This is a genomic window from Stutzerimonas kunmingensis, from assembly GCF_014764705.1.
GTDB lineage: Bacteria > Pseudomonadota > Gammaproteobacteria > Pseudomonadales > Pseudomonadaceae > Stutzerimonas.
On sequence record NZ_JACXXG010000026.1, the window covers coordinates 15,072 to 28,412 of the forward strand.

Here is a 13,341-nt window from a genome sequence, read left to right on the forward strand (position 1 = left end):
AAGGCCAGTTGCTCGGCAGTGAGGAAAGTGGGGGGTAGCTGCAGTGTTCTGCATGGCGACGGTGAGCCGTCGCCATGCACTCACCTTATTTGCTGGTGCTGGCGTATTCGTACTGGTAGTAGCCGTACTCGCCGTAGGTTGAAGCCTTGCGAACCACTGCGTTGAAGATGACGCCCTTGACGATCAGACCGTTCTGCTCGAGTCGACGCTTGGCTGCCTCGATTTCCTTCACACCGTTCAGCGCATAGCGGGTGACCATCAGTGTGGTACCGGCCTGGCTGCCGACCAGCGCGGCGTCGGTGACCGCCAGGATCGGCGGGGTATCGAAGATCACCAGGTCGTACATGTGGCTGATCTCCTTGACGAAGCGCGAGAAGTTCTCGTGCATCAGCAGCTCCGAGGGGTTCGGCGGCAGCTGGCCATGGGTGATCACGTGCAGGTTGTTCAGTTGGGTCTTCTGGATGGCATCGAACAGGGTGATACGGCCGGAGAGGATGTCCGACAGGCCCTTGTCACCGTCACAGCGCATGACCTTGTGCAGGTAACCCTTGCGCATGTCGGCATCGATCAGCAGCACGCGCTTGCCGGATTGTGCAACGACCGCGGCGAGGTTGGTGGTGACGAAGGACTTGCCCACCGCAGGGCTCGGGCCGGTGATCATCAGGACGTTGTTCTTGGCCTCGATCATCGCGAAGTGCAGGCTGGTACGCAGGCTGCGCATGGCTTCGGTGGCGAGGTCGGCCGGGTCGTTGATGGTCAGCAGGTAAGAGGCGGTGCTCTTGTCGCGCTTGAAGTTGGCCAGGCGTTTTTCCAGCGCGGCTTGCTTGTCGGTGAACGGAATGGAGGCATACACCGGGGTGCCGGTACGCTCGATGTCTTCCGGGTTCTCGACGCCACGCTTGAGTGCTTCACGCACATAGACGAATGCGGTAGCGAGCAGGGCGCCCAGCAGGGTTGCGACGATGACCACCAGCGGCTTGTTCGGCTTGACCGGATTTTCCAGATCCGCGGCAGCATGGTCGATGATGCGCACGTTGCCTACGGTGCCGGCGCGAATGATGTCCAGCTCCTGGGTCTTGTTCAGCAGCATGGAATAGGTTTCCGAGGAAACTTCCACGTCACGGGTCAGGCGCAGCAGTTCCTGCTGGGTCGACGGCAGGGTGCCGATCTGCTTCTCCAGTTCTTCCTTCTGCATCTGCAGTTGGTTGATCTGGTTCATCAATGCCTGGAAGTTCGGATGCTGACGGGTGAAGCGGCGTTCCATCTCGGTACGCTTGAGGTTCTGCTCGGAGATCTGCTTCTCAAGATCGACGATGCGGTCCAGCACGGATTGCGTTTCGGCAGTGATGTCCACGGAGCCCGAGCCGGTCTGGTACTTGTTCAGGGCTGTCTGCGCAGCTTCCAGCTTCTTGCGTACGGCTGGCACCTGCTCATTCAGGAACTCCAGGCTCTGGGTGGCTTCGGCGGCATTGCGCGCGACGTTCTGGTCTACATAACGGCTGGCGACCTCTTCCAGAACGCGAATAGCGTGCTCCGGGTTGGGGTCTTCGAGGGTCACGTTGACGATGCCCGACTGCTTGCCGCGTTCGGCGGCCGACAGACGCTGCTGGTAGCTTTCCGTGGTGTTGTAGGTACGGTTCTTGACGACGGTGAAGGTGGTGCCCGGCCGTGCATTCAGCTCAGCCACGGTGACGCGGTAGTCCTCTGTCTCGACCGGCTCGCCAACGACACCCTGAACCACGACCTCGTCGTCCTTGTCACGCAGGATGAAGCCGTTGTTCTCTGCCGCTTCGAGTGTCAGCTCCTTGCCATGGACCTTGTCCGGCACTTCCAGCTGAGTGACCTTCAGCGTCTCGCCACCCCAGGCGTAAGCGCCCAGACCGGCAGGGTGCCAACCCAATTCACCTTCTTCGCTCGGCTCGAAGCGACGCGCCATGAAGCCGCCGATGATCGGGAAGTGGTGGGGGGTGATCTGGATGTCGAGATTCAGGCTGGCAACGGCACCACCAACCACCGAGCGCGACTTGAGCAGCGCGATCTCGGTTTGCGCCGGAGACACCGGCGGATTGGTGTTGACCACGTCAGTCAGGCTTGGCAGCCCGTTCTTCGGTTCGATCTGGATCATCGCGCTGGCGAGATAGACCGGCGTCGCAAGCAGGGCGTAGGCGATCCCCAGGGCTGCAAAGAACCCGGTGATGCCCAGGATCAGCAGGCGGTTGTTGATGAAGGTGTCAAAGAGGTGGGCCAAGTCGATGTCCTTGTCCTCTTTGGTTTCATAGATCGGGCGGGGCATGGTTGTCATCGAAGTTCCTTCTTCATTTCAGGTAAGGAAGCCAGCTCTCGACGGATTTCGTCAGGAGATTGTGGACGTGTTCAAACGCGGGTTTGGATTGGCGGTACGGGTCCGGGATTTCCAGCTCGTCCTGCCATTTACCGATGAGAAACGTTTTGCCGTGCACTTCAGGTGCGATCTGGCGAATGTGCTGAATGTGGCTATGCTCCATCGCTAGGATCAGATCCGCCTGGTGCAGCATGTGGCTGTCGACCTGGCGCGCGCAGTGAGCTGGTAGCTCCAGCCCGTTGTCCTGCAGTACTTCATGGGCGGTCTTGTCCATCGGGTTACCTACTAATGCACCAATCCCTGCCGAGCTGATCGTCAGGTCCTGGCCGCTGAGTCTGTGTGCGAACAGCGCTTCGGCCGTGGGGCTTCGGCAGATGTTTCCGACACAGACGATCAAGATGTTCTTGAACATGGGATCAACCTCGTGGCTGCAACTTCGCAGCCGCCGGGGTGCGGCCCGGGGTGAACGAATGTGAGATTTTTGGGAGTGTCATTAGTTCCTTCCTGCCGCATCTTGTGATGCGGCTTTTCTGATCTTTTTCGGCGGTGTTCAGCGCGTTTGCCGATCAGTACACATCCTTGTTGAGCAGCAGCGCTGGCGGGGTACGCACCAGGATGTAGAGGTCGAACCACACGGACCAACGCTCGATGTAATCCAGGTCGAACTCGACGCGTTTCTCGATCTTCTCCAGCGTGTCGGTTTCACCGCGGTAGCCATTGATCTGTGCCCAGCCAGTGATGCCTGGCTTGACCCGATGGCGCGCGGAGTACTCGGCCACGGCATCCTCGAACAGCACGCCGGCAGCCTTGGTAGCCGTGGCATGAGGGCGCGGACCGACCATTGACATGCTGCCGAGGAAGACGTTCAGCAGCTGAGGCAGCTCGTCGAGGCTGGTCTTGCGGATGAAGCGGCCCACACGGGTGATGCGATCATCGCCACGGGTGGTTTGGCGATCGGCGTTGGCGTCCGACTTCTCGTGGTACATCGAGCGGAACTTGAAAACTTCGATCAGGCGGTTGTTGTAGCCGTAGCGCTTCTGCTTGAAGAGCACGGGGCCTGGCGAGTCGAGCTTGATCGCCAGGGCGATCGCCAGCATGACCGGCGCGGCGGCGAGCAGGGCGATGCTGGAAATGACGATATCTTCCAGACGCTTGAACATCGGCGACCATCCGCGCAGCGGCAGATCCGACGCGATCAGGGTCGGCAGGCCGCCGACCTCGGTGATGCGCTTGTCGGCATGGCGGAAGGCGACCATGTCGGGTACCAGCAGAACATTGACCGGCAGCTTGCGTAGCTCGGCGATCAACTGGCCGATCCGGCTGTCGGCGAACCAGGGCAGGGCGACCAGCACCTGGGTGACCTTCTCTTCACGGATCATCTGTTCGAGATCACGGGTGTTGCCCAGCAGCGGCAGGTTGGCCAGCTCCTTGGGCAGACGCTCAAGGCGATCGTCGATAAAGCCGAGCACGCCGGTGCGAATATCGCGGTGGTTCTGCAGGTACTCGGCAACGCGTACGCCATTGTCGGTGCCGCCGAGGATCACGGCGTTCTGCAGGAACATGCCGCGTGCCATCAGGCGACGGAACAGCGCTAGCATCGCCAGGCGTTCGGCGCCAAACAGGATGGTGCTGGTGAGGAACCAGAACGCCAGGTGTTTGGCCTCGAGATAACCGAACATCCCCATGCCTTGATGCATAAAGACCAGGAAACTGAACGCTGCCGCCCAGGCGACGAACATCACGCGGAAGCGCAGCAGGGTGCTGAACACCTCTTCGCTGTAGATGCCAACGGTCTGGAAAATGATGACGCTCAGTACCGCGAAGAAGCCGAGGAAGGCGCTAAACGGGCCGCTGGTGGGCAGCTCCATGAAGGCCAGAAGCAGGAGCCCCGGCAGGATGGCCGTCAGGGCATGTATCAGGCGAATGCTGGCAAGGAAGTAATCGACGAAACTCGGGTGAGCATATTCAAGGGTTCCAACTGACTGTACGCGCATACAAGGCTCCATCCTCAGCTCAAAGCTGGCTCAAATCTCGAATTAATCGCCGCGGCACGCGGGAGGGTGATAGCAGGCCGCCATCGCAACCGTGATCGGGACTCCTGCTCCGACCGTGCCTCTCAGAATGAGTTCAGTACTAGTCAAAGGCCTGCCAAAAAAATGCTGAAAACCACTATCTCCCTGCAAACTACTGTTTTGAAAGAGGTTTAGACGGAACTTGCGGATGTCTTGGAAGACCTGGGTGCGCGCATTCGGTGACCGACGGCGCCATTGATCGAACTTTTGGATTAATACCGCTGCGCTTGTTTCGCACAACTTCCGGCGCTGGGTCCTGTCTTATGAAACGGTGCGAATAGCGAGGAATGAACAGCCATGAGCGATGCCAAGGCGCTGCTGATACTGCATGGAAAACAGGCGCTCAATGAGGAGGTACGCGAGGCTGTCAAACAGCAGCGTGAATTGGGTTGGGAGTTGGCGGTTCGTGTGACCTGGGAACCTGGTGACGCCCAACGGCTGGTGCAGGAGGCCTTGAGTGCGGGCTACCGAATGCTGGTTGCCGGTGGTGGCGATGGCACCCTGCGTGAAGTTGCCGAAACCATGCTGGAGATCGGGGCAGACGCGACCTTGGCACTGATGCCGCTGGGCAGCGCAAATGATTTTGCCAAGGCTGCCGGTATATCGCTCGATCCATTCGAATCGCTGGCGCTGCTGGACGAGCCTGCGCAGGCCGTCGACATCGGCATGATGAACGGTCGGCCATTCGTCAACATGGCTACCGGTGGCTTCGGTTCGCGGGTAACTGCCAGCACCTCGGAAGAACTCAAGCGTTTCCTGGGTGGTGGTGCTTACCTGCTGACCGGGCTGACGCGCTTTGCCGAGATCGATGCGGCCCGTGGCCGCTTCAGCGGTCCGGATTTCGAATGGGAGGGCGAGTTTCTGGCGCTAGGGATCGGCAATGGTCGCCAGGCGGGCGGTGGCCAGCTGCTATGCCCGCAGGCGAGCGTCGATGACGGCTTGCTCGATGTCTGCATCGTGCCTGCGCCGGCCGATGCCGTCGGTACGCTGGGAACATTGCTCAGCGGCGGATTGCTCGGAGTCGAGGCTGTGTCCGTCAGCGCGCGGGTGCCCTGGCTCGAGGTAGAGGCGCCGACGAAGATCGACATCAATCTGGACGGCGAGCCGTTCCGCAGCGCCCATCTGCGCTTCGAAGTGCGCGCCGGCGCATTGCGCATGCACCTGCCGCCTGACTCTCCCTTGCTGTTGCGCAATGCCGACAAGCAATAACCCCTGTTTGCCATTCCGACGGTTGCGACGCGCGGCATAAAAAACACGCTGCGTCGCATAAAGCGTTGGAGCATCCGGCCGATATGCCTTTTACCATGTTTTCCCAAGGAGCCTGGAAATGGCCGGCATTCTCGATTCAGTCGATCAACGTACCCGTCTTGTGGGGCAGAATCGCCTGGAGATTCTCATGTTCCGGCTCGGCGGGCGGCAGAAGTTTGCCATCAACGTCTTCAAGGTGCAGGAAGTCGTCCAGTTGCCGAAGATGACCCTGATGCCGCACCGCCACAGCTCGGTTTGCGGCGTGGTCAACCTGCGAGGGCAGACGCTGCCGGTGGTCGACCTGTCTCGCGCCATCGGGCTGCGACCGTTGGTGCCGGATGAGCGCAGCACCATCATCGTCACCGAGTACAACCGCACCGTACAGGCGTTTCTGGTCGGCGGCGTGGATCGCATCGTCAACCTGAACTGGGAAGAAGTGATGCCGCCGCCAACCACGGCCGGCCGTCAGCATTACCTCACGTCCATCACCAAGGTCGATAACGAGCTGGTGGAAGTGATCGATGTGGAGAAGGTGCTCGCCGAGATCGTGCCCTACGACACCAGCATTTCCGCCGAACGCCTGGCCGATCCGATGCTCGAGCGCGCCAGAGGCCGCGAAGTGCTTTGCGTGGACGATTCCACCGTCGCCCTCTCGCAGCTGCGCGAAACCCTCAGCCAGCTCGGGCTGAAGGTTCACACCGCCAGCGACGGACTGAAGGGCCTGAACATGCTCAAGGCCTGGGCCGATGCCGGCGAGGTGCTGACCGACAAGTTGCTGATGGTCTTCACCGACGCCGAAATGCCGGAGATGGATGGCTATCGCCTGACCACTGAAATTCGCCATGACCCGCGCCTGCGTGATCTGTACGTGGTGCTGCACACTTCGCTGTCGGGCAGTTTCAACCTGGCGATGGTGCAGAAAGTCGGTTGCGACAACTTCCTTTCCAAGTTCCAGCCGGAAAAGCTCGTGGACGTGATCCAGGACCGTCTGAAAATGGAAGAGCAGGACTGATCAGTCCCTCGCTCTGTCGGCTGCTGAACATCGCAGTCGAGCCCTGATATGCTGCTGCGCTTCCCCTCAGGAGGCGCCGCATGCATCTCTCCTCGCTCTATCGCTTCCCCCTCAAATCGGCCGCTGGCGAAGCGCTGCAGCAATGCGCGAGTGACGCGCTGGGTCTGGTCGGTGATCGGCGCTGGATGGTGGTTGCGGCCGGCACAGGTCGCTTTCTTACCCAGCGTGCTGTACCCACAATGGCGCTTTTACAGGCGCACTGGGATGGCGAAACCGCGCTGCGGCTGACTGCGCCGGGCATGCAGGAGCTGCTGGTTGCCGTGCCGGATGCCAAGGTAATGCGCTGCGTGCAGATATGGAGTTCCAATGCCGTGGTGCCTGATGCTGGCGATGCCGCAGCGGCCTGGCTGACGGATTTTCTCGGTCAGCCCTGCCGACTGGTGTATCTGCCCGAAGACGACGGCATTCAAGTCGATCTTGACTACGCAAGGCTGGGCGAGCGCACGGCATTCAGCGATGGATTTCCCTTTCTGCTGATCGGCCAGGGCTCTCTGGACGACCTGATCCGTCGGGTGGGGCGCCCGCTGGAAATGTTGCGGTTTCGCCCGAACCTGGTCATCAGCGGTACGGAGCCTTATGCCGAGGACGGCTGGACGCGTATTCGCATCGGGCAGGTGGCGTTTCGCATCGTCAAGCCCTGTTCCCGCTGCGTCATTCCCACCCTCGACCCGTTCACCGCCGAGCGCGATCCCGATCGTGAACCGCTGAATACGCTGCTCACATATCGCAAAGGGAAGGGCGGTGTCTTCTTCGGTCAGAACCTGATCGCCGAAGGCACCGGTGAGCTGGAGGTGGGGATGCCGGTGGAAGTGCTGGAGTAATTTCAGCCAGGCCTGCCCAAGTGAGCAGGCCTGTTCGGTTGCCTGAAAGCCGCCGCATCACTGAGATTCGAAGAAGCGCTCGTGCCATTCCACCAGCGGTTGCGGCGAGTTCAGTTTCTGCCCGTAGATGACCGAGTAGGTCAGCACGTTCTGCACGTACTGGCGGGTTTCGTCGAACGGAATGCTTTCCACCCAGACATCGAATGACAAGTGCTCGGCGTTGCGCAGCCATTGACGTACGCGACCCGGCCCGGCGTTGTAGGCGGCCGAGGCGAGCACGCGGTTGCCGTTGAACTGGCCGTAGATCTGGCTCAGATAGGCGGTGCCCAGCTGGATATTGGTGTTGGGGTTGAGCACCTGCTGCTGTGAGGCCAGCGGGATATTGAAACGTCTGGCAGTTTCCTTGGCCGTGGCCGGCATCAGCTGCATCAGTCCAGTGGCGCCGACATGGGAGCGGGCGTCGGCCATGAACGCGCTTTCCTGGCGGGTGATGGCGAACGCCCAGCTCGGGTGAATCTCTCGGGCCCTGGCTGACTGAATCAGCGTGCTGCGGTGGGCCATGGGAAAGCGGATGTCCAGGTCGTCCCAATACTGCGCCTGGCTGATGGTGCGGATCGCCGGGAAATACCATTCCTTTTCATAGGCAAGCCGCGCCTGCGCCACCAGTTCGTCCCTGCTAAAGAGACGGCTGACGTGGTACCACTCGCGGCGGCCATCGACGATCTGCCCGCGGTCGTGAAATTCCAGCGCGCGGCGGATGCCAGCGGTGTTGCGCACCTTTTGCACGACCTTGCTATCGAGCGCCAGTGGCTGGTGGTTGAGCTTGTACGGTGCCTGAATGCGGTCGGCAGAAAGAAAGCCGTAGAAGTCCCGCTCCCTGGCAACCGGCTGGTAAAGCTGTGCCGCTTGCTGGCTTTCGGGCTTGGCCAGTTGCAGGCTGCGTGCCTGCCAGTAGCGCCAGCGATTGGTATTGGCCAGGTCTTCGGGGAAGCGTTGGGTAAGCCGGTATGCGTCATCCCACTGGCCCAGGCGCAGCAGCAGCCGGGCGCGCCATTCGCTGACGGTGTTGTCACGCAGTTCGGGGTCGTATTCTGCCATCACTTTCAGGGCGCGTGCGTCGAAACGCTTGGCCAGCGACAGCCCGATCTGCCGGGCGATGGCGACTTTCTCTTCGGCCGAGAAGGCGAAGCGCCGAGCGTAGCCGTCGAGCAGATTCAGCGCCTGCTCCGGATCCTGCCGGGCGAGGCGGCGCAATCCGATCGACACGACGTCGGCCATTTCCGGGCTGGTTGGCACGAAGCGATCCGGCTGGCGAAGCATCTGCGGCTTCTGCGCGACATCGATCATCAACTGCCCCTGAGGTTGCAGGGTCGGCAGGCGTTTGACCAGATAGCTGGCCACGCCGTAGTTACCGCTCTCGACTGCCAGCTTGGTGCGCTTCCAGCGGCGCTCTTCGGTCAGTAACCCTTTGATATCCCACAGTTCGAACAAGGGATCACAGGCGTTGTGCTGCGACTTGCCGACCAGCCAAAGGCGCTCGGCCGTGGCATCGGCACCTGGCAGGTCGTTGCGTAGCTGATACTGGCCGAACAGGCAGTCGAGCTCGGTGAAATTCATCTTCGGGTCGTAGTAGCGGATGAAGGTCTGCCAGTCCCCGCGCGCGGCCAGAAGGCGCAGCCAACGCAGCTTCATCCAGCTGATCTGTGGCAGGTCACCGTGCTCGGCAAGAAACTTCTCCACCTCTTGGTTGCTGGCCGATTTCAGGCGATGGGTGAGGTCGTCGTACGCGAGATAAGGTTCGAGCGGGTAGTCGCGCAGGGCGTTGTAATAACGCCGGTAGGGGCCGCTGTCGCCCTTGGCCAGGGCCTGCTTGGCCTGGTCGTAATACTGGCGCTGCTGACTGAGACTGGCGGCGGACGCATCCAGGCCGAGGGTTGAAACGAACAGGCAGAAACACAAACTGGAGAGTCGGCCGCGCATGGTACATCCGTAAAACGGGGGCTTGAGATGACAGGTGATCGGCTGCGCCTGGGCACAGCCGCAATCGGCCTGTTGCAGGGGCTAGCTTAGCCTGCCGCACGGGGCAGTTAAACGCGCATTAAGCTCCCGTAACAAACAAAGGCAGACTTCCGACGAGCGTACCTGCCATGGCTCGTGTGGCCATCGACAGCAAACGGATGCGATAGCCCCGTGCGGCTGATAAAGCCTTGCTCACAGCGGGTGGGCCATGGCGATCTGTTAGACTGCGCGCCCTGTTTTCCGGAGGTAGTCATGACCCTGCTCAAGTTCACCGATGTATCTCTCGCCTACGGCACCACGCCGTTGCTGGACGGCGTGTCCTGGCAAATCGCGCGAGGCGAGCGGGTCTGCATCATTGGCCGTAATGGCACCGGAAAATCCAGCATGCTGCGCCTGGTCAAAGGTGATCGTGCCGCCGATGATGGGGAAATCTGGCGTGCCCCGGGGCTGAAGATCGGCGAACTGCCGCAGGAGCTGCCGCGAGCGGACGACCGCACGGTATTCGATGTGGTCGCCGAAGGCTTGGCCGGGGTCGGCGAGCTGCTCGCCGAGTACCATCACCTCAGCCAGAACATCCAGAACGACGCCGATCTTGAGAAGCTCATGCATGTGCAGCAGGCGCTCGAGGCGAAGGATGGCTGGCGCTTGCAGCAACTGGTCGACAGCACCCTGAGCCGCCTACAGCTGCCGGCTGACCGCACCCTGGCCGAACTCTCCGGTGGCTGGCGCCGCCGCGTGCTGCTGGCCCAGGCACTGGTGTCCGAGCCGGATCTGCTGCTGCTCGACGAGCCCACCAACCACCTGGATATCGGTGCCATTGCCTGGCTGGAAGAGGCGCTTACCGGTTTCAACGGTGCCGTGCTGTTCATCACCCACGACCGGGCATTCCTGCAGAACCTGGCGACCCGCATCCTCGAACTGGACCGCGGCCACCTGATCGACTGGAACGGCGACTACGCGAGCTTCCTGGTGCACAAGGAGCAGCAGTTGGCCGCCGAGGAAACGGCCAATGCGCTGTTCGACAAGAAGCTTGCTCAGGAAGAAGTGTGGATTCGCCAGGGAATCAAGGCGCGGCGCACCCGCAATGAAGGCCGCGTGCGGGCACTGAAGGCGCTGCGCGCCGAGCGCAGCGAGCGGCGCAATGTCCAGGGCAAAGCCACGTTCCAGGTGGAAACCGCGGAGAAGTCCGGCAAGCAGGTCATCGTTGCCGAGGATGTGACGTTCGCCCATGTCGGCGGCGATCCGCTGATCAAGAACTTCTCCATGGTCATCCAGCGCGGCGATCGCATCGGCTTGCTCGGTGCCAACGGTACCGGCAAGACCACCTTGCTCAAGCTGCTGCTGGGCGAGCTTCATCCGAGCAGCGGTTCCATAGAGTTCGGCACCAAACTCGAAGTGGCGTATTTCGACCAATTGCGTCACCAGCTGGAGCTGGAAAAGACCGTGGTCGACAACCTCGCCGAAGGACGTGAGTTCATCACCATCGATGGCCAGAATCGTCATGTCCTGAGCTATCTCGGCGACTTCCTGTTCAGCCCGCAGCGGGCACGGACGCCGGTCAAGGCGCTGTCTGGAGGCGAGCGGGCACGGCTCTTGCTGGCCAAGCTGTTCAGTAAGCCGGCCAACCTGCTGGTGCTCGACGAACCGACCAATGACCTCGACGTGGAAACCCTCGAACTGCTCGAAGAGGTGTTGCTCGGTTTCCAGGGCACCGTATTGATGGTGAGCCACGACCGGGCCTTTCTCGACAACGTGGTCACCAGCACCCTGGTGTTTCAGGGTGGTGGTGAGGTACGCGAGTACGTTGGCGGCTACCAGGACTGGTTGCGCCAGGGTGGTTCGCCGCGTTTGTTGAGTGTTGCAGAGTCCGGCGGCGAGACGAAGGACGCCAAGAAAGCGCAGCAGGCTCCGGTCGCGGCGGCAGCTGCCGAGGTCGCGCCGGTGAAGAAGAAGCTCAGCTACAAGTTGCAGCGCGAGCTCGAGGCTTTGCCGGGCCAGATCGATGAGGCGGAACAGGCAATCGAGGCGCTCCAGACGCAGATCTCCGATCCGGCCTTCTATCAGCAGCCGGCAGACGTGACCGCTGCGGTGTTGAGTCGCCTTGAAGCGCTGCAGCTGGAGCTGGACGGCTTGCTGGAGCGCTGGGCAGAGCTGGAGGAGTAATCCTGCCACTCTGGCGAGCAGGGGTGCGGGTTGCTGGGGCCCGCGCCACACCAATCGTTGCCCGACGATGCGGCTCCCCATCACGGCTTATGAGATGGATCAATGCCCGGCGTGCTGGCGCGTAGTTAAGTATCCGCATCGGATCATGCAGTCATGATGGAGCGTTAATGGCAATCGAATACCGCATCACCCTGGATGATGAACACGACTTCAGTTACAGGATCGAGCTGGATCGTGAGTACGACAGGGAGGTCGCCGCGCAGGCGCCGAAATGGACCCGTCTGGAGCATCAGCGCTGTTCGAATTGCCCACTGAGCAAGGACGATTTCAGCCATTGCCCGGCGGCGGTCGACCTGCACCGGGTGATCGAGGATTTCCAGGGTCTGCCGGCAGTGAAGAAGGCCTTGGTATGGGTGCGCACCCCGGAGCGTGAGTACACCAAGCAGGTCGGTCTGGACGAGGGGCTGCGGGCACTGCTCGGGGTGATCATGGCTACCAGCGCCTGCCCGGTGCTCGGCGGACTCAAGCCCATGGCCAAGCAGCATTTGCCATTTGCCAGCAACAACGAGTTCGTTTTGCGAGCGGTATCGCTCTATCTGGCGCGGCAGTATTTCAACCTGCGCGAGGGTCGCCATGCGGACTGGGAACTGCGCGGGCTGGTGCGTTCATTTCAGCAGCTGCAACTGGTTAACCAGGCGTTCTGGCAGCGTATTCACGATACCTGTCACGCCGACTCCAATCTCAAGGCCTTTCTGACCTTCTTTTCCATGGCGTCGAGCCTGACCTATTCGCTCGAGACGCAACTGCAGAAGATCCGCCCGCTGGTGATGAGTGCGGGCGACGGCGTCGAAGCGGTCTGAACTCGCCAGCTTGCGCAGAGTGGCTTCACCCTGCGCGGCGACCTGGCTAATCGGCCTTTTTCAAACGCACGGCCAGTACATCGCACGGCGCGCCGTGGAGGATGTCGTTGGCGGTCGACCCCAGCAGCAGGGCGAGTCCGTGGCGACCATGGCTGCCGACCACGATCAGATCACAGCCCTGTTCCTTCGCCAGGCGATGTACTTCCTGGCGGGGCTGTCCGTAGGCGAGGTGGCGATTCTCCGGAGCCAGGCCCGGGTAGCTGTCGGCGAAGCCATTCATGCGCTCGCGTGCCTGGTCGAACTGCTGTTGTTGCAGCATCGAAAGGTCCATCGGCACGTCGCCGCCAAAGGCCATGGCCATCGGCTCGATGATGTGCACCAGGCTCAGCTTGGCATTCGAGGTGCTGGCCAGCGCCTGGGCGCGAGCCACGACCGGATGGCACTCTTCGGTCAGATCGATGGCGACCAGTATGTGTTGGTAGGGCATGGCGTGTTTCTCCTTGCTTGCCGGTTGCCTGAGGCAGCCGTCCCGGCGATGTTTGGGGATAACCCCTCGTTTAAGAGGTTTATACGACCTTGCTTCGGCCTTCGCCAGTGGCTTGTTGTCACCATCGATGACGGCTGAGGGACACAGGCTGCTATCATGGCCGCCCTTGTCGCTGCGAGGCATAGCATGCCCGTGGCGACGCTGAATGCACCCCCTGTTGCCTCGCCAGCCGCCGCTGGCAGTTGTGAACGGCTGTCA

At 61.4% G+C, this 13,341-nt stretch carries 10 protein-coding genes; 5 read left to right on the forward strand and 5 right to left on the reverse strand.

The genetic code is table 11. From position 1 onward, the window contains the following. Positions 1-85: 85 nt before the first annotated feature. The 3 genes from IEG05_RS17395 to IEG05_RS17405 form a co-directional block, all read right to left on the reverse strand. Positions 86-2,302, reverse strand: coding sequence for a polysaccharide biosynthesis tyrosine autokinase (locus tag IEG05_RS17395; RefSeq protein WP_042926903.1), 2,217 nt, complete (start codon positions 2,300-2,302; stop codon positions 86-88). Between the two features lie 13 nt (positions 2,303-2,315). Next, positions 2,316-2,753: a low molecular weight protein-tyrosine-phosphatase gene (locus IEG05_RS17400; protein ID WP_014820788.1), complete on the reverse strand. Its 438-nt coding sequence runs from the start codon at positions 2,751-2,753 to the stop codon at positions 2,316-2,318. Between the two features lie 154 nt (positions 2,754-2,907). Then, a complete protein-coding gene (locus IEG05_RS17405; RefSeq protein ID WP_014820787.1) occupies positions 2,908-4,335 on the reverse strand; it encodes an undecaprenyl-phosphate glucose phosphotransferase in 1,428 nt (475 codons plus the stop codon). Positions 4,336-4,710: 375 nt separating this feature from the next. Between IEG05_RS17405 and yegS the strand changes: the two genes are divergently transcribed. From yegS to IEG05_RS17420, 3 genes are all read left to right on the forward strand, one after another. Beyond that, a complete protein-coding gene (yegS, locus tag IEG05_RS17410; RefSeq protein WP_102832814.1) occupies positions 4,711-5,622 on the forward strand; it encodes a lipid kinase YegS in 912 nt (303 codons plus the stop codon). A 118-nt stretch (positions 5,623-5,740) separates the two neighbouring features. Continuing rightward, complete coding sequence (locus IEG05_RS17415) at positions 5,741-6,673, forward strand: chemotaxis protein CheV (RefSeq protein WP_014820785.1); 933 nt, start codon at positions 5,741-5,743, stop codon at positions 6,671-6,673. A gap of 80 nt (positions 6,674-6,753) precedes the next feature. Next, positions 6,754-7,554, forward strand: a complete 801-nt coding sequence (locus tag IEG05_RS17420) for an MOSC domain-containing protein (RefSeq protein WP_179486229.1) — start codon at positions 6,754-6,756, stop codon at positions 7,552-7,554. Positions 7,555-7,611: 57 nt separating this feature from the next. On the opposite strand, the gene IEG05_RS17425 is transcribed toward IEG05_RS17420, so the two are convergent. Next, positions 7,612-9,534 (reverse strand): transglycosylase SLT domain-containing protein, encoded by a 1,923-nt coding sequence (locus IEG05_RS17425; protein ID WP_191122443.1) that lies wholly within the window; start codon positions 9,532-9,534, stop codon positions 7,612-7,614. A 291-nt stretch (positions 9,535-9,825) separates the two neighbouring features. On the opposite strand from IEG05_RS17425, the gene IEG05_RS17430 reads away from it, so the two are divergent. Together IEG05_RS17430 and IEG05_RS17435 are read left to right on the forward strand one after the other, a co-directional pair. Then, entirely contained in the window at positions 9,826-11,736 is a 1,911-nt protein-coding gene (locus tag IEG05_RS17430) for an ATP-binding cassette domain-containing protein (protein ID WP_191122444.1), read from the forward strand. Positions 11,737-11,903: 167 nt separating this feature from the next. After that, positions 11,904-12,596 carry a DUF6901 family protein gene (locus IEG05_RS17435; RefSeq protein WP_044314193.1) on the forward strand — a complete coding sequence of 231 codons (693 nt, stop codon included), beginning with the start codon at positions 11,904-11,906 and terminating at the stop codon, positions 12,594-12,596. A gap of 46 nt (positions 12,597-12,642) precedes the next feature. Here IEG05_RS17435 and IEG05_RS17440 read toward each other — a convergent pair whose 3' ends face one another. Beyond that, positions 12,643-13,083: a universal stress protein gene (locus IEG05_RS17440; RefSeq protein WP_014820780.1), complete on the reverse strand. Its 441-nt coding sequence runs from the start codon at positions 13,081-13,083 to the stop codon at positions 12,643-12,645. Positions 13,084-13,341 lie beyond the last annotated feature (258 nt).